Origin of the sequence: Gemmobacter caeni (assembly GCF_003054195.1) — a bacterium.
In the GTDB taxonomy this organism is placed as follows: domain Bacteria; phylum Pseudomonadota; class Alphaproteobacteria; order Rhodobacterales; family Rhodobacteraceae; genus Gemmobacter; species Gemmobacter caeni.
Genome location: NZ_QBKP01000023.1, coordinates 40,898 through 57,860 on the forward strand (window position 1 = coordinate 40,898; position 16,963 = coordinate 57,860).

A 16,963-nucleotide genomic window follows, 5' to 3' on the forward strand; every position below is an offset into this window, starting at 1 on the left:
TTGCCCGGTCTGCCCTGACGGTGTCAGACGCGCATCGGCATCACAACATAGACTGCCGAAGTGTCATTGCCTTCGCGCATCAGCGTCGGATCGCCCGAAGAATTGAACAGGAACACCGCATTTTCACGGTCCACCTGGCTCGCAATTTCCAGCAGGTACTTGGCGTTGAAGCCGATCTCCAGCCGCTCATCCCCGTAGGCCACCGCCAGTTCTTCCTCGGCGGCGCCGCTGTCAGGCGCGTTGACTGACAGGATCAGCCGGTCTTCATCGAGGCTCAGCTTCACGGCGCGCGAGCGTTCCGACGACACGGTTGCCACACGGTCAACCGCCTTGGCAAAATCGGTGGCATCCACCTCCAGCCGGCGCGAGTTGTTCATCGGGATGACGCGGGTGTAATCGGGGAAGGTGCCGTCGATGACTTTCGAGGTCATGGTGATGGCTGGCGTCGCAAAGCGCACCTTGGTCTCGGAGACCGAAACCGCGATCTGTGCTTCGTCATCGTCCAGCAGCTTGCGCAACTCGTTCACCGTCTTGCGCGGCACGATCACACCGGGCATGCCCTCGGCCCCGGGGGGAAGAGCGGCGTCGATCCGGGCAAGGCGGTGTCCGTCGGTTGCCACGCACCGGAGCACCGGGCCATCCTCGCCGGTCGAGACATGCATGTAGACGCCGTTCAGATAATAACGGGTTTCCTCGGTCGAGATGGCGAATTTCGCCTTGTCGAACAGACGGCGCAGCACCGGGGCCGGGGCTGCGAAATTCGTCGCATATTCCGACGAGGCCATGACCGGGAAATCTTCTTTCGGCAGCGTCGCCAGATTGAAGGTCGATTTGCCCGCCGTCACCGTCAGTCGGCCAGCCGCCGGATCGTCGGCCAGCGTGACCAGCGCGCCATCAGGCAGCTTGCGCACGATTTCATGCAGCATCACGGCCGAGACGGTGGTGGCACCGGGGCGTTCCACCATGGCGGGGGCGCGGTCCACCACCTCGATGTCAAGGTCGGTGGCGCGGAAGCTGACCTGATCGCCCTCGGCCTCCATCAGCACATTGGCGAGGATCGGGATGGTATTGCGCCGTTCCACCACCGACTGCGCCTGAGCCACGGCCTTGAGCAGCGTGCCGCGTTCAATGCTGATCTTCATCCCTGTCATCCTTCGCTTGCGGGATACCAAAATTAGCCGGTTCCCGCCGGTTCTCAAGCAATTTCGGCGACATTCGGCCGGAACGGCGGGGCCGTCAAGTCACGGCGGCCCTGCATTGCCCGGCGTTGCATTCCTGCCCCGCCTTTTGAAGGGCCTTCAGCCCTGCAAAAGGCGCCGCAACAGTTGCAGATCATCGGCCAGCTGGCTGTCGGTGGCCATCAGCTCCTCGATCTTGCGGACCCCATGCATGATGGTGGTGTGGTCGCGCCCGCCGAAGCGGCGACCGATTTCCGGCAGGCTGCGCGGGGTCAGCTGCTTCGCCAGATACATAGCCACCTGACGCGGGCGGGCGATGTTGCGCAGGCGTTTCGGCCCGATCATGTCGCTGAGACGGATGTTGTAGTGTTCGGCCACCTTCCGCTGGATTTCCTCGATGGTTACCTTGCGGTCCGAGGCGCGCAGGATATCGGCAAGACAATCCTGCGTCAGATCCAGCGTGATCTCGCGGCCGACAAGGCTTGCGAAAGCGAACAGGCGGGTCAGCGCACCTTCCAGCACGCGGACGTTGGTGCTGATGCGATGAGCCAGAAACTCCAGCACGCCCGGCGCGATTACCAGACCCTTGTACTGGTCGCGGTAGAATTCGGCCTTCTGTTGCAGGATGCCAAGACGCAGCTCGTAATCGGTCGGGTGCAGATCCACCACGAGGCCGCATTGCAGGCGGCTCTTGATCCGTTCCTCCAGATCCTTGATCTCGCCCGGCGCGCGGTCGGCGGAAATCACGATCTGCTTGTTCTGGTCGACCAGCGCGTTGAACGTGTGGAAGAACTCTTCCTGTGTCGAATCCTTGCCGGCGATGAACTGAACGTCATCAACCATCAGAACGTCGACCGAGCGGAACATCTCCTTGAAATCCATGACAGAACGGTCGCGCAGCGACTGCACGAAGCGGTACATGAACTGTTCTGCGGACAGATAGAGCACGCGGAGTTCCGGTTTGCGCTGCTGAAGTTCATGCGCGATGGCATGCATCAGGTGCGTCTTGCCGAGACCGACGCCGCCATACAGGAACAGCGGGTTGAAGGTCACCGGCCCGCCTTCGGCCACGCGGCGCGCGGCGGCATGGGCGAGCTCATTGGGTTTGCCGACCACGAAACTGTCGAAGGTGAAACGGGCATCCAGCGGCGCGCCCGGCAGATCCTCGTCGCGCGCGCGGGAGCGGGCGGCGGGCTTTTCGGCGGCACGCGGCGCAGCGGCTGCGGCACGGGCAGGTTTGGCAGGCGCCGCACCGGCGGAACCCACGGCAAATTCCAGGCGGACGATCTCGGCCCCGGCTGCGTTCAGATGGGTGCGGATATGTTCGCCATAGTTGCGCGACACCCAGTCACCAAAGAAGGTTGTCGGCACTTCGAAATGCGCGACGCCGTTCTTCAGCGCGGAAAGCTTCAGCGGCTCGATCCAGGTCGTGTAGTTGTGCTTGCCCAGCCTTTTTTCCAGTTGCTCACGAATCTCGCCCCAAGTCTCGTTTGTCATTCTCTTTTCAACCCGTCCCGTGCCGTTCTTTTGGCTACGTTGGGGCGCATACGGCGCCCGATCCCCACATACTTCGCGGCAACGCCGCGCGCTTTTCGCGTGATCAGGGGGGAACGACGGGCACGCCACGGCCGGAAGCTCCGGTCATGTGCGCCAAATGGCGTATTCTGCGCAAAAATAGCGCAGGCCATGTCATAAGTGACCGCGATCAAAGCCCGGTTCCCTGCATGGGCAGCATGCAGGGCGGCAGCCCGTGGATTCGGATCACGATCTTGGTTGTCCCCCAGGACAGCGGAATCGCAGGGCCAAGCTAGCCCGCCGCACGCGGCGCCTGCAACCGAACTTCGTTGTTGACAGAACTTTGTGGCAGCGAATCCCGAGTCGCGTGCAAACGTGCCACGAACCCCTGAAAAAACGCTGAAAATGCGTGAAAATGGGCTTGAAAACGCAAAAAGCGCGCCATTTGGCGCGCTTAGGGCGTGACCTTCATGTCACGGCAGATTCGGGCAGATCAGGCGTTCAGAGCCTTCACGCGCGAGGCCAGACGCGACATTTTGCGCGCCACGGTGTTCTTGTGCAGCACGCCTTTGGTGACGCCGCGGGCCAGTTCCGGCTGGGCATTCTTCAGGGCTTCGGCGGCAGCGGTCTGGTCGCCCGAGGCAATGGCTTCCTCGACCTTGCGCAGGTAGGTACGGATGCGCGAGCGGCGGGCCTTGTTGACGGCATAACGCGCTTCGGACTGACGGGCGCGTTTCTTGGACTGGGGCGTATTGGCCATGGGCTGAATCCTTCGGGTCGTATGTTGCGGTTGCTGCAATAGACCCAAGGCAACCGTCCCCTCGGGGAAGGTCATGATTCTTGCCTAAGCGGGCCCACGCGCATGTACCGTGGGCCTATAGGTCAGATTCCCGGCGAAGGGAAGCGGAATCAGCGGTCGCGGAACTGCGGCTGCCGCTTTTCAAGGAAGGCGGCCATGCCTTCCTTCTGATCCTCGGTCGCGAACAGGGCATGGAACACCCGGCGTTCGAACAGGATGCCCTCGCGCAGCGTGGTTTCATAGCTGCGGTTCACGCATTCCTTCACCGCCATGCTGGTCAGCATGGATTTCTCGGCGATCTTGGCGGCGGCCTTCTTCGCTTCTGTCAGCAGATCCTTGGCGGGGACCACGCGACTGACCAGGCCCGAGCGTTCGGCCTCGGCGGCATCCATGAAGCGGCCGGTCAGGTGCATGTCCATCGACTTCGACTTGCCGACAAAGCGTGTCAGGCGCTGGGTGCCGCCGATTCCGGCCACCACGCCAAGGTTGATCTCGGGCTGGCCAAATTTCGCGGTGTCCGAGGCGATGATGAAATCACAGGCCATGGCCAGTTCGCAGCCGCCGCCCAGCGCATAGCCGGAAACGGCCGCAATGATCGGCTTGCGGGTGCGCATGATGGCGTCGGATTCGCGGGCGAAGAAATCCTCGCCGAACATTTCGACAAAGGATTTTTCCGACATTTCCTTGATGTCGGCCCCGGCGGCAAAGGCTTTTTCCGATCCGGTGATCACGATGCAGCGCACCGAATCGTCCTTGTCGGCCTCACCCAGCGCCACCGCCAGTTCGGAAAGCAGCTTGCTGTTCAGCGCATTCAGCGCGTCCGGCCGGTTCAGGCGGATCAGCGCGATATAATCCTCGATCTCGACGATCAGCGTTTCATAGGCCATGCGGAGGCTCCCCTTTGGTCTGGGCCGAGTCCTATCAGCCTCACGGAAACGTGCAAGCCCGCAGTCCCGACGTTACTTCTGGCAGACGGGGCAGAAGAAGCTTGACCGCCCCGATTGCACTATCCGGTGCAGATGTGCCGTGCAACCGGGCGTCGTGCAGGGCTGACCCTCGCGGTCATAGACCCGGAAACTGTGCTGGAAATAGCCCAGTTCGCCATCGGCTTGCCGGTAATCCTTCAGCGACGAGCCGCCCGCCTCGATCGCTTCGGCCAGAACCTCGCGGATCAGCGGCACAAGGCGCGCGGCCTCTGCGGGCGAAATGTCGCGCGCAAAGCGGGCAGGGTGGATACCGGCGCGGAACAGCACCTCGCAGACGTAGATGTTCCCCAGCCCCGCCACCAGGTGTTGATCCAGCAGTGCCGATTTGACTGGCGTGGCACGGCCTTTCAGGCGGGAGGCCAGATAATGCTCGTGGAAATCGTTGCCCAGAGGCTCCGGCCCCAGCACGGACAACAGCGGATGCGCCTCGGCCCCCGCCGTCGGCAGCAGATCCATCGCGCCAAAGCGGCGGGCATCGTTAAAGGTGACGCGGGCGCCCCCATCCATATCCAGCACGACATGATCATGCTTGGCAGGCGCGGGGTGGTCATGGTGAAAACCGCCCACCTGCGTCCCGGAAATCAACATGCGCCCCGACATGCCCAGATGGATCAGCAGCGTCTCGCCCGTCGAAAGATCGGCCAGGATGTATTTTGACCGACGCCGCAGGGTGTTCACCCTGGCCCCGGTCAGCCGGTCGGCCATGCCGGGCGGGAAGGGCCAGCGCAGGTCGGGGCGGTTCACCTGCGCGCGGGCGATCACCTGCCCCTCCATCACCGGCAAAAGGCCACGGCGGACGGTTTCAACCTCGGGCAGTTCGGGCATGGTTTCCCCTTCGGACAGATCGGCGCATTGCGGCGGGCGCGCTCTGGCCTATAAGGAGGTCCAGCGCCGCGACGGCAAGCTCTGCGAGTATCCGATGACCGACGATCAGAAAACCACCCATTTCGGCTTTCAGACGGTGAATGAGGCCGAAAAGGCCGGGATGGTGCATGGTGTCTTCACCCGCGTCGCCAGCAAATACGACGTGATGAACGACGCCATGAGCCTTGGCATCCACCGCATCTGGAAGGATGCGATGATGGACTGGCTGGCCCCGCGTCCGGGGACGAAGCTTCTGGATGTGGCGGGCGGCACGGGCGATGTGTCCTTCCGCTATCTCAAGCGCGCGCCGGGCGCCCATGCCACCGTGCTGGACATGACCGAGTCGATGCTCGTCGAAGGCCGTCAGCGGGCCGAGGCGGACAGCATGGCCGACCGGCTGGATTGGGTGGTGGGCGATGCGATGGCGCTGCCCTTCAAGGCCAATACCTTCGATGTCTACACGATCAGCTTCGGCATCCGGAACGTGACCCGCGTGCAGGATGCGCTGAACGAGGCGTTCCGTGTGCTGCGCCCCGGCGGGCGGCTGATGGTGCTGGAATTCAGTCAGATCCCCAATGATCTGATGCAGAAGGCCTATGACCTTTACAGCTTCAACCTGATCCCGGTGATGGGGCAGGTGATCGCGGGGGACCGTGACAGCTATCAGTATCTGGTGGAAAGCATCCGTAAGTTCCCTGATCAGGAAACCTTTGCCGGGATGATCCGGCAGGCGGGCTTCGGGCAGGTGAAGTATCGCAACCTGACCATGGGCATTGCCGCGCTGCATTCCGGCTGGAAGATCTGATGCGCGGGCCGCACAACATCATCCGCCTCGTACGGACGCTGGCCACGATGGAACGCACGGGCGCCATCGGGCAGGTTCTGGCCGCGATGGATGCGCCGCCGCGCCTGCGTGCCGTCGCACGCGTGCTTGGCTGGCCGTTCAAATGGCTGGGGCTGAAGGGCGACCCGGCGCTGCCGCCGACGACCCGCGCGCTGACCGCGCTGGGCCCGGCCTATATCAAGTTCGGCCAGATCCTTTCGACCCGCCCTGACATCGTGGGCGAGGAACTGGCCGAGCAGCTGAAATACCTGCAAGACAAGCTGCCCCCCTTCCCGGTGGAAACCGCCAAGCGGATGGTGGAGGACGAATTGGGTATCTCGGTCCCGGCGGAGTTCAGCGAATTTTCCGAACCTGTGGCTGCCGCCTCTATCGCGCAGGTGCATCGTGCGCGTCTGGCCGATACCGGCGAGGAAGTGGCGGTCAAGGTCTTGCGTCCCGGCATCGAACGCGCCTTTCGCAAGGACATTGATGCCTTCTGGTTCGCCGCGCAGGCGATCGAACTGATCTCGCCCGCCTCGCGCCGGTTGCGGCCCAAGGATGTCATCGCCCATTTCGAGGGCGTGGTGATGGGCGAACTTGACCTGCGGCTGGAAGCCGCCGCCGCCGCCGAATTTGCGGCCAATACCGAAGGCGATGCGGGATTCCGGGTGCCGAAACCCGTCTGGGCGCTGTCCAGCCGCAATGTGATGACGCTGGGCTGGGCCGAGGGTATCGCGCTGGCCGACAATGCCGCGCTGGATGCTGCCGGGCATGACCGCGTGGCGCTGGGCGCGCGGGTGCTGGAACTGTTCCTGAGCCATGCGCTGCGCGACGGCTATTTCCACGCCGACATGCATCAGGGCAATCTGAAGGTCGGGGCTGACGGGGCGATCATCGCCTATGATTTCGGGATCATGGGGCGGCTGGATGATTATACCCGCCGGGTCTATGCCGAGATCCTGTTCGGCTTCATCCGCAAGGATTACCGCCGCGTCGCCGAAGTGCATTTCGAGGCTGGCTATGTGCCCGCCGACCGCGACATCGACGAATTTGCCCGCGCACTCCGGGTTGTGGGTGAGCCGATCTTCGGCATGGAGGCCAGCCGCATTTCGATGGCGCGGCTGCTGGCCTATCTGTTTGAAGTGACGGAACGCTTCGGAATGCAGACCCGGACCGAGCTGATCCTCTTGCAGCGCACCATGGTGGTGGTTGAGGGCGTGGCGCGCGGTCTGGACCCGCATATCAACATCTGGCAGGTCGCCCGCCCGGTGGTGGAGGGCTATATCAAGACCAACATCGGCCCTCGCGCCCTGCTGCGTGATCTGGTGCAGACGGCGCAGGTTCTGGGCCGGTTCGGGCCGAAATTGCCCGCCCTGGTCGAGGCGCAGCTTGTGCGTCAGTCGCGCCCCGAGGCCGAGCCGAAACGCCCGCTGCACCCTGCGCTCTGGATGCTGGCGGGGGGCGCACTGGTCGGGGCAGGTGTGGTTCTGGGCGCACTGGTCTGAGGCGGTTCAGCTTGCCTTGCTGAGCCGACTCGACAGCAGGTCGCCGGTTTCCGACAGGATCGGATAGGCGATCATGGTGAAGGCCGAGTTCACCTGTTTCAGCGCGCGCAACGTCTCCTGATGCACGCTTGAGGTCTCGATGCTTTCGGAAAGCCCCTCGCGCAGTCGTTCCAGATGCGACCGCTGCAACTGTTGTTCCAGATCGCGCACATGGTCCTTTTCCTCGACCAGCGCGCGGGCGGCATCGGGGTTCAGCGTCATCAGCACGTTCAGCGCGGCCTGCGCGTTGGACAGGACACGGTCGTGGAAATCGCATAGCTCCTTCCAGCCGGTCGTGGAAAAGCGCGTGCCTTCCTGATCCAGCCGCTTGGCCAGACCCACGATGGAATCGCTGATCGTGTTGCTGGCGCCATCCATGTTGACTGCCATTTCCGCCAGTTCCATCACACGGCCATTGGTATCCTCATCCGGTGCCGCGCGCTGGATGCGGGCCAGATACAGCTTCACCTCAAGGTGCATCCGGCTGATTTCGGCCTCTTTGGTCTTGATGGCGGCGGCGGTGTCGTCATCCCATTTCTGGAAAAGCGAGATGACGGGCCGCAGCATCGCCTCGACCATCTCGCCCATCATCAGCACCTCGCGCGCGGTGCAGGCCAGCGCCCGGTCAGGCTTGGTCAATGCCACTGGGTCGAGCGCTGACAGCCGGGTCAGTTGCGCAGCATCAGCCGGGGCCTGCACCCAGGCGGATACCGCACGCAGGATTGGGCCAACGAGCGGCAGCGCGATCAGGGCCAGTGCAAGGTTGAATAGCAGATGCAGGTTGATCACCTGCCGGGCGGGCGTGGTGCCGATCATTTCCAGCGGTGGCGCCAGCAGCAGCAGCAGGATCAGTGCAATCAGGGCCCCGCCGCCGCGCAGCACCAGATTGGCAAGGATTACCCGCCGTGCCGCAAGTTCTGCGCCGAGTGTCAGCATATAGGCGATAACTGCACCGCCCAGATTGGCGCCCAGCACCATGGCGACGCCCGCCGTGACAGGCAGCACGCCCTGCGCCGCCAGTGTGACGAACAGCAGCACCGCTGCGACCGAGGAATACATCATCCACGCCAGTAACGCGCCGATGACGAAGGCCGTCATCGGATCGCCGCCCAGATAGCCCATGGCCGCAACCAGCGCCGGGCTGTCCCGCAACGGCTCTGTCGCATCGCGCAGCATCGACAGGGACACGAAAACCAGCGCCAGCCCGATCAGGATGCGCCCGCCCATACGCGAATGCCGCTGTTTGCCCTTCAGGAACAGCCCGACCCCGCCGATCAGCAAGAGCGGCACCAGCCAGTCGGCGCGGGTCATCAGAAGCTGCGCCACGATGGCCGACCCCACATCGGCGCCCAGCATGGTCGCCAGCCCCGCCACCGCAGGAAGCGCGCCGGAGGCCACGAAATTCGCGGTCAGAATCGCAACGGCGGTAGAGCTTTGCAGCAGAACCGCCGCCATGACGCCGATGCCGGCAGAGAAAAGCCGGTTCTCCGCCCCATGCCGCAACAGCTTGCGCAATTGCACTGACCAACCACGCTCCACCCCGGTGCGCACAAGACGCACCGCCCACAGCAGCAGCGCGGCAGCGCCGGAAACATGGATCAGGAACAGCAGGGGGGAGCTTTCGGTCATCTTGTCTCTTGATCCGCGGCCAATTCGGCGTTGCTACGGCAGCCTGTCATAAAAACGTTACAAAACCCGGTGTAGCCTGATGAGCGGTGGGGGTCGACCCGCCGGGCGGTCCGGCATCAGGCTGGGCAACCGGGGCATCTTCGTGCATCCGGCGTTTGCGCGTTTTGCAGGCATATTGCCGCGCTTCTGCGCGCTTTACCAGCGTTCAGATTGCAAAAGCGGATCGCACACGGGGCGATCCGCTGTCCGGGCCTTGGGTCGGGGCGCGTTCAGCCGCCGAGTGGCAGCAATGCGCCGGGATTCATCAGGCCCTGCGGGTCAAAGACCGCCCTGATCCCCGCCATCAGCTCCAGCCGCACAGGATCGACAAGCCGCGCCATTTCCTCCGTCAGCTTGCGGCCGATGCCATGTTCTGCGGAAAAACTGCCGCCATGGGCGATGGCCACGTCGTGAATGGCACGCTCGACCTCCAGTTCCATCGCCTCCTTGTCGGGGAGGGCGGTCCAGAAATCACGCGGGAACATCAGGATGTAGTGTACATTGCCATCGGCCAGATGCGCGACGATGGCGCGTTCGGCCTGCGGAAACCGCGCGGCGGCCACGCGGTCGGCATCGGCGATGAAGCCCGCCACCTCGGAGGGTCGGACCGAAGTATCCAGTACCACGCCCACCCCGGTCAGCTTGTTCGCCTCGGTTACCGAGTGACGGAAATGCCAGATGTTTTCGGCCTGCGCCTCGTTCTGGGCAACCACCGCATCGGCGATCAACCCGTCGTCCATCGCTGTCGCGAGCAGGGTTTCAAGCTGCGCCACAAGGGCGTCTTTGGTACGCGAGGATGCCAGTTGCACCATCAGTGACCAGTCAGGAAGCGCCGCCAGCGGCATGCGGATGTCAGGGAAGTGGCGCACCACATAGCTGGCTTCCGCACGGTCGATCAGTTCCAATGCCTCGACCAGAGTGCCGAAAGCGGCACGGATGCGCGTCGCCACCTCCAGCGCCTGATTGACCGAAGCGAAGCCCAGCCAGCAATCGGCGCGGCTTTGCATCCGGGGCGCAAGGCGCAGCACCGCGCCGGTAATCACGCCCAGGGTGCCCTCGGACCCGGCGACAAGCTGAGTCATGGAATAGCCGGTGTTGTTCTTGCGCAGACCACCCAGATCGGACAGCACGCGCCCGTCGGCCAGCACCAGTTCCACCCCCGCCACCAGATCACGCATCGCGCCATAGCGCAGCACGCCGGTGCCGCCTGCATTGGTCGCGATCAGACCGCCGATCTGCGCCGTGCCCTCAGACCCAAGGTAAAGCGGGAATTGCAGGTTCAGCTTTTCGGCCTCGGCATGGACCTCGGCCAGCGTCATCCCCGCATCGACGGTTAGCAGGCCGGAATGCAGGTCGGCCTGCCGCAACCGGCGCATCCGTTTCAGCCCGATCACCACCCCCGCCTGCGGCACCGCGCCATAGCAAAGGCCGGTGTTGCCCCCCTGCGGGAACACCGCGATGCCGCGTGCCGTGACCGCCCGGATGGCCGCCGCGGCTTCTTCTGTCGTGGCAGGCAGCAGGACGGCAAGCGCCGTGCCGCGGCGACGGCCACGAAAATCGGTGACATAGGGGGCAATGTCCGCCGCTTCGGTCAGCAGCCCCTTCGGCCCGAGGATCGCGGCAAGCTCGGACAGCAGCGCGGAATCGGCGGTCATGGTCAGGCGGCCTCACTTTGCCCGATGCGGCCCAGAACGGCGGTCAGCATCGCCATCGTCTCGGCCGAAGGGGCAGTCAGCGGCAGGCGCACCGGGCCGACATCCTGCCCGGCCATCTTCATCAGCGCCTTCAGCGGGCCGGGATTGGTTTCGCGGTAGATCGCCGTCAGCACCGGGTCGATGCGGTGTTGCATCTCCAGCGCCCCGGCCAGATCGCCGCTGCGGGCAAGGTCAAAGACCTTGATCCAGTATTCCGGGTAAAGCGAGGCCGAGGCCAGCACGCCACCCTTCGCGCCCAGTGCGACATGGGTGGCGAACAGCGGCTCTTCACCGCTGAGCACGGCAAGCTGGTCGCCCGCCTCGCGCAGCGTGGCGATGAAGCCCGGCACGTCGTAGTTGGAGAATTTCATGCCAATGATCGTGCCATCTTCGGCCAGACGGCCATAGGTTTCCGGGCTCAGCCCCGCATTGGTGCGGCGCGGAATTTCATAGGCCATGAGCGGCAGGTCCACCACATCGCGGTAGCGGGCGAAATAGGCGCGCATGCCTTCCTGCGGGCCGACGGCGTAGTAGGGTGTCACCAGCATCAGACCGGCAGCCCCCGCCGCAAGAAAATCGTGCCCGGCCTCCAGCGCATCCTCATAGCCGGTAGAAAGCACACCGGGCAGCACCGGGGCACCTTCTGCCGCCTCGACACAGGCCGAAACCACGCCCGCGCGTTCCCCCCGCGACAGGGCCGGGTATTCGCCGGTGCCGCCGATCGGCACGATCCCGGTGGCGCCCGCCGCAAGCTGCCGCTTCACCAGCGCCTTGACCGCCTCGTAATCCACCGCGCCGTCGGCGGTGAAGGGCGTCACGATGGCGGTGAACAGCCCGTGCAGGTCATCCTTGGTCAAAGTCATGGTCTTGGTCCTTGGTCTAACGATCAGAAAAAGCCCAGCAGTCGCGGCAGCGTCAGCGAAATCGCCGGGACATAGGTCACCAGCAACAGCACCACGAGGTTGGAGCAGAGGAAGGGAAGCGAGGCGCGCACGATCCGCCCGAGCGAAACGCCCGAGATCGACGAGCCGAGGTAAAGCGCCAGCCCGTAGGGGGGTGTCATCAGCCCGATCATCACGTTCATCACCATGATGACGCCGAAATGCACCGGATCGACGCCCATCTGTGCGAGGATCGGGGTGAACAGCGGCGCGAACAGCAGCAGCTGCACGGAATCGCCAATCCACAGCCCGTTGATGAGGAAGAAGATGTTCAGCGCCAGCAGCAGCATCCAGGGTTGCAGGTTATAGGCCGCCACCAGATCGCCCAACTGGTTCGGCAGCCGTTCATTCGCCAGCACCCAGGAAATGATCGTGGCGAAACCGACGATCAGGTAAACCGAGGCCGAGGTGCGCGCCGAACGGTCGAGAATTGCCCACAGCGCCTTTAGGCTGAGGTTGCGATAGGCCAGAAAACCCACCAGCAGCGCATAGGCCACGGCCACCGCCGCCGCCTCGGTCGCGGTGAAGATGCCCGAGATGATGCCGCCGATGATGATCATCGGCATGAAGATGGCGAAGAACGCGTTGCCGACGATGTTCAGCGCCACCGCCAGCGTCAGGTTGGCGATGGGATTGGCCTTGAAGCCGAACCGCCGCGCCATGACGAAGATCAGCGCCATCTGGCCCAGCCCCAGCATGATGCCCGGCACGGCACCCGCAAGGAACAGCGCCGCGACCGAGGTGTTGGTCAGCGCCGAGAACATGATCAGCGGGATCGAAGGCGGGATGATCGGCCCCTGAATGGCGGAACTGACGGTCAGCGCGGCCGAGAAATCCTTGTCGTAGCCGTCTTTCTCCATCATCTCGATCTCGACCGGACCCAGCGCCGAAATGTCGGCCAGCGCCGAGCCGGAGACGCCCGCGAACATCATGGACCCCACGACGTTCACATAGGCCAGCCCGCCGCGCAGCCGCCCGACCAGCAGGCGCGACAGGTTCACCAGCCGCTCGGTCATGCCGATGGCGCTCATGATCTCGCCCGCAATGATGAACAGCGGGATCGACAGCCAGATGAACACATCCATCCCGGTGAAGAACTTGTGGGCGTAGATATCCAGCATGTCGGTCATGCCGGGTTTCACGAAGAAATAGGCAAGACCCGCAAACCCGATGGCAAAGATCACCGGACTGCCCAGAAGCATCAGCGCCAGTAACAGGCCGACGATGGCAAGAAGCGGCTGGTCCATCGGTCAGATCTCCGAATTCAGGATGGAGGGGCCGGTATCGACCGGGCCGCGGATCAGATCGCGCAGCGCCAGCACCAGCATGTGAAACAGCATCAGGGCGGCGCCGACCGGGACCGAGAGGTAGATCCAGAAGAACGAGATTCCCAGCGTGACCGCCTGACGGCGCTGACCGAACAGCGCATTCTCAAAGCCTTTCCAGACCAGAACCGCCAGCATCGCCGCCAGCATCAGGCGGAAGGCTGCGTTGCGGTAGCCCAGCAGCCGTTGCGGCCAGAAGTGATCGAAGAAATCGACGCGCACCAGCTGGTCGTCGCGCACCAGCAGGCTGCCCGCCAGCATTACGACCCAGACCATCAGGTAACGCGAGACTTCCTCGGGCCAGGGCAGCGAGAAGCCGAAGGCGTAGCGCAGCACAACCTGAAGAAACAGCACGCCGAAGATGATCAGCAGCAGAACCCGCGCGACGGCGGAGGTGACCCACGAGAGGACCGTGGCAAGGCGTTCAAGTAGCGGAAGCATGGGCACCCCGAGGGAAGGGGCGGGCGGCGAACCGCCCACCGTTGGCTCAGTTGGCCTGCGCGGCGGCGACGGCGGCGGTCAGTTCGTCAATGATTTCCTGCCCCGTGGTCTGGGCCAGGATCTTGGCCACCGGCCCGCGCGCTGCATCGACGAATTGCTGGAACTCTTCCGGCGTCGGCTGGTAGATTTCCACCCCGGCTTTGCGGATCACGGCCAGATCCTGCGATTCCTTCGCGGCGATCACGCCCAGCATGGCAAAGGCGGCCTCATCGGCGGCGGCCTTGAAGGCGCGCTTGTCCTCTTCGGGCAGAGCCTTCCAGTAATCCTCGTTGATAGTGATCAGCGGCATGTTGATCAGGTGGTGATCCAGCGTGTAATATTTCTGCACCTCCTGCAAATTCGCCATCAGCATCGTGTAGGGCGCGTTTTCCTGCCCGTCGACAACGCCGGTCTGAAGCGCGCTGTACAGTTCGGCCCAGGCAATCGGCGTGGGCGAGGCGCCCAGAGCCTCGACCATTGCGACGTGAATTGGCACCTGCTGTGTGCGCATCTTCATGCCTTTCATGTCGGCGGGCGACTTGATCAGCTTGGTCGAGGACGAGAAGTTGCGGAAGGCCGAGGGCAGATAGGCAAGGATGCGCACGCCCGATTGTTCGGCGACCAGATCGGACAGCTTCTGCCCGAAGGGCCCGTTCAGCACATCGCGTGCCACGGCGGTGGAAGGGAAGCTGTAGGGCAACTCCAGCACCGAGGCGACAGGCGCATAGGCGGCAAGGTGCCCGGCATTCAGCCCGCCCACCATTTGCAGCGAACCGCGGACGTTCTGTTCGGCCAGCGACTCCAGATCGCCCATCTGGCCGTTGGGAAACACCTGCACCTCATATTTGCCGCCGGTCTGCGCGGCGAGCGAGCTGGAGAAAACCTCTGTATAGGTCCAGTAGGTATTGGCCAGCAGATCGCCTTCGCCATCGACATGGGCGAAGCGCACGGTTTCGGCATGGGCCGCGACGCCCCCGATGATCAGGGCGCAAGCAGTCATTGCGCCAAGGCGCATCTTACGGAAATAGCTCATATATTTTCCCCGTCGGCTTTGGATTTCGTTGTGGCGGCTGTTCCGCGCCTGGGAAAAAGCCTGTGCAAAAATTCTCGTTTCGTCAATAATTTTATTATACGAAAACTGCATTTCCTTTTTGACCGATGTTTCGCTAAGATGCATGCATGGGTGAGGAACACCCCGCGAAGACCGTCAGCGCGGTCCGGCATAAGCCTTCGGGTGAAGCGGGTTACGCGAAATATTGATCCGGCCCGGGTGACAGGGCGCTGTTTGAAAGGTGTGCAATGCTGGTCAGCGGTCAGACGCTTCTGAGTCAGACGGAAACGCTTGCGGCAAGCGAGCCTGCGGAGCCCGCCGAAGAGGCGATCGGCGAGCGAATCATCGGTCTGCGCAAGACCCGTGGGCTGACGCTTCAGGAATGCGCGCGCCTGTCCGGTGTGGCTGCCTCCACCCTGTCGAAGATCGAGCGCAACGAACTGTCGCCCACCGTTTCAACTCTTGTGAAAATTGCATCGGGTTTCGGTGTCGAGCCCGCCGAACTGCTGGCGCCCAGCCGGGTCGCTACCGCGCCGGGGCGCCGCGCGGTCAGCCGTCAGGGCGAGGGCAAGGCGCATACCTCGCAATCCTGCCAGAACCGCCTGCTGTGCAGCGAACTGAAGAACAAGCGCATGGTGCCGGTGCGCACGCGTGTCACCGCGCGCAGCACCACCGATTACCCTGTCTGGCCGCAATCGGACGCCGAAATCTTCCTCTGGGTCGTTTCGGGCCGGATGTTGCTGCACTCCAAAGTCTATGAGCCGCTGGAACTCGGTCCCGGCGATTCCGTCTATTACGATGGCAATGTCCCGCATTGCTGGACGACGGCAGGGGACGAGGATGCCGAGGTCATCTGGGTGGTGAGCGCCTGAAATGGCGACCTTCCTCAGCTTCGATGCGGCCCGGCGCAGCGCGCGCCGTCGCCTGCCGCGCGGGCTGTTCGATTACATCGACCGGGGCGTGGGAGAGGAAGCCAGCCTGCGGGCCCTGCGTGCCCGGCTGGATGCGGCCGGGATCGTGCCGCAGGTCTTGCAGGGGCGCACCGGGCCGGACACCGGCTGCACCCTGTTCGGCCAGCGATACGCTGCCCCCTTCATCATCGCCCCCACAGCCATGGCCGGGCTGGTGCATCGGCAGGGCGAGGCCGCACTGGCGCGGGCGGCCGGGGCGGCGGGCATCCCGTTTTCCCTGTCCACCCAATCGGTCAGCGGGGTAGATGATATCGCCCGCGCCGCGCCCGAAACTGCAATCTGGATGCAGATTTACCTCTGGCGTGAGCTGAGCTTCACCGAGGCGCTGCTGGTCAGGGCCCGGAATGCCGGGGTGCGGGTGCTGGTGATGACGGTCGACACGCCCGCCGGGTCGCGCAAGGAATGGAACCTGCAAAGCGGCTTCAACATGCCTTTTCGCATTTGCGCGCGCAGCCTGACCGATCTTGCGCTGCGCCCCAACTGGCTGGCCGGGGTGATGCTGCCGCAAGTGCTGCGTGGAGGTATCCCGCAGATGGACAATTATCCCGAAGGCATGCGCCCGCGCCTGATTGGCCCGCCCGTCGATCCGCGCCTGTCGCTGATGCCGGGACTGAACTGGGATCACGTTGCGTGGCTGCGCGACCGCTGGTCCGGCACGCTGATCCTGAAGGGCATCCTGTCGCCCGACGATGCACGGCGCGCGGCTGAGGCCGGTGCTGACGGCATTGTCGTTTCCTCGCACGGCGCCCGGAATTTCGACGCCGCCCCCGCGCCCATCGACGTCCTGCCGCAGATCATCAGCGCGGTTGCGGGGCGCCTGACTGTTCTGGCGGACAGCGGCGTGAAGCGTGGCCTTGATGTCCTGCGCTATACCACACGCGGGGCGCGGAGTGTCATGCTCGGCCGGCTGCCGCTCTGGGCGCTGGCCTCGGGCGGCGAGGCCGGTGTGCACGAGATGCTGGCCGTCCTGCGTACCGAATATGCCGAGGCGCTGAACTACCTGCCGCCCGCTGAGGCCTGATGCGGCGTGAGGTTTGGATGAGCGTTAGCGAATGGTTTGAGGTTTTCGAGAAATGTTGTGATGCGGTTGAGGTTTGGGAGATTTTTGAGATCGATGTTCCATC

The 16,963-nt window shown here is 63.9% G+C and carries 15 protein-coding genes; 4 read left to right on the forward strand and 11 right to left on the reverse strand.

Going from position 1 to position 16,963, the window contains the following annotated elements:
• Positions 1-23: 23 nt before the first annotated feature.
• From dnaN to mutM, 5 genes are all read right to left on the reverse strand, one after another.
• On the reverse strand, positions 24-1,142 hold the full coding sequence (gene dnaN / locus C8N34_RS22735) for a DNA polymerase III subunit beta (protein ID WP_054304107.1): 1,119 nt from the start codon (positions 1,140-1,142) through the stop codon (positions 24-26).
• 156 nt (positions 1,143-1,298) lie between these two features.
• The gene (gene dnaA / locus C8N34_RS22740) at positions 1,299-2,675 is read right to left on the reverse strand and encodes a chromosomal replication initiator protein DnaA (RefSeq protein ID WP_108130613.1); all 1,377 of its coding nucleotides are present in this window, start codon (positions 2,673-2,675) and stop codon (positions 1,299-1,301) included.
• A 511-nt stretch (positions 2,676-3,186) separates the two neighbouring features.
• A complete protein-coding gene (gene rpsT, locus C8N34_RS22745; RefSeq protein WP_054301982.1) occupies positions 3,187-3,453 on the reverse strand; it encodes a 30S ribosomal protein S20 in 267 nt (88 codons plus the stop codon).
• A gap of 149 nt (positions 3,454-3,602) precedes the next feature.
• Positions 3,603-4,379, reverse strand: a complete 777-nt coding sequence (locus tag C8N34_RS22750; protein ID WP_054301981.1) for an enoyl-CoA hydratase — start codon at positions 4,377-4,379, stop codon at positions 3,603-3,605.
• Between the two features lie 72 nt (positions 4,380-4,451).
• Complete coding sequence (gene mutM / locus C8N34_RS22755; RefSeq protein WP_108130614.1) at positions 4,452-5,303, reverse strand: bifunctional DNA-formamidopyrimidine glycosylase/DNA-(apurinic or apyrimidinic site) lyase; 852 nt, start codon at positions 5,301-5,303, stop codon at positions 4,452-4,454.
• 94 nt (positions 5,304-5,397) lie between these two features.
• Between mutM and ubiE the strand changes: the two genes are divergently transcribed.
• Together ubiE and ubiB are read left to right on the forward strand one after the other, a co-directional pair.
• On the forward strand, positions 5,398-6,147 hold the full coding sequence (gene ubiE, locus C8N34_RS22760) for a bifunctional demethylmenaquinone methyltransferase/2-methoxy-6-polyprenyl-1,4-benzoquinol methylase UbiE (RefSeq protein WP_108130623.1): 750 nt from the start codon (positions 5,398-5,400) through the stop codon (positions 6,145-6,147).
• Complete coding sequence (gene ubiB, locus C8N34_RS22765) at positions 6,147-7,670, forward strand: 2-polyprenylphenol 6-hydroxylase (protein WP_108130615.1); 1,524 nt, start codon at positions 6,147-6,149, stop codon at positions 7,668-7,670. Before ubiE ends, ubiB begins: the two co-directional genes overlap by 1 nt.
• A 6-nt stretch (positions 7,671-7,676) precedes the next feature.
• Here the strand turns inward: ubiB and C8N34_RS22770 are convergent, their stop codons facing one another.
• From C8N34_RS22770 to C8N34_RS22795, 6 genes are all read right to left on the reverse strand, one after another.
• Complete coding sequence (locus C8N34_RS22770) at positions 7,677-9,338, reverse strand: Na/Pi cotransporter family protein (RefSeq protein ID WP_108130616.1); 1,662 nt, start codon at positions 9,336-9,338, stop codon at positions 7,677-7,679.
• A 269-nt stretch (positions 9,339-9,607) separates the two neighbouring features.
• On the reverse strand, positions 9,608-11,032 hold the full coding sequence (locus tag C8N34_RS22775; protein ID WP_199750754.1) for an FAD-binding oxidoreductase: 1,425 nt from the start codon (positions 11,030-11,032) through the stop codon (positions 9,608-9,610).
• Between the two features lie 2 nt (positions 11,033-11,034).
• Complete coding sequence (gene dapA, locus C8N34_RS22780) at positions 11,035-11,934, reverse strand: 4-hydroxy-tetrahydrodipicolinate synthase (protein WP_108130617.1); 900 nt, start codon at positions 11,932-11,934, stop codon at positions 11,035-11,037.
• A gap of 23 nt (positions 11,935-11,957) precedes the next feature.
• Positions 11,958-13,259, reverse strand: a complete 1,302-nt coding sequence (locus C8N34_RS22785) for a TRAP transporter large permease (protein WP_108130618.1) — start codon at positions 13,257-13,259, stop codon at positions 11,958-11,960.
• 3 nt (positions 13,260-13,262) lie between these two features.
• Positions 13,263-13,778, reverse strand: coding sequence for a TRAP transporter small permease (locus C8N34_RS22790; protein ID WP_108130619.1), 516 nt, complete (start codon positions 13,776-13,778; stop codon positions 13,263-13,265).
• Between the two features lie 46 nt (positions 13,779-13,824).
• Positions 13,825-14,850: a TRAP transporter substrate-binding protein gene (locus C8N34_RS22795; protein WP_158640785.1), complete on the reverse strand. Its 1,026-nt coding sequence runs from the start codon at positions 14,848-14,850 to the stop codon at positions 13,825-13,827.
• 266 nt (positions 14,851-15,116) lie between these two features.
• Between C8N34_RS22795 and C8N34_RS22800 the strand changes: the two genes are divergently transcribed.
• Positions 15,117-15,740, forward strand: coding sequence for a helix-turn-helix domain-containing protein (locus C8N34_RS22800; protein WP_054301972.1), 624 nt, complete (start codon positions 15,117-15,119; stop codon positions 15,738-15,740).
• Between the two features lies 1 nt (position 15,741).
• Positions 15,742-16,860: an alpha-hydroxy acid oxidase gene (locus C8N34_RS22805; protein WP_108130621.1), complete on the forward strand. Its 1,119-nt coding sequence runs from the start codon at positions 15,742-15,744 to the stop codon at positions 16,858-16,860.
• Positions 16,861-16,963 lie beyond the last annotated feature (103 nt).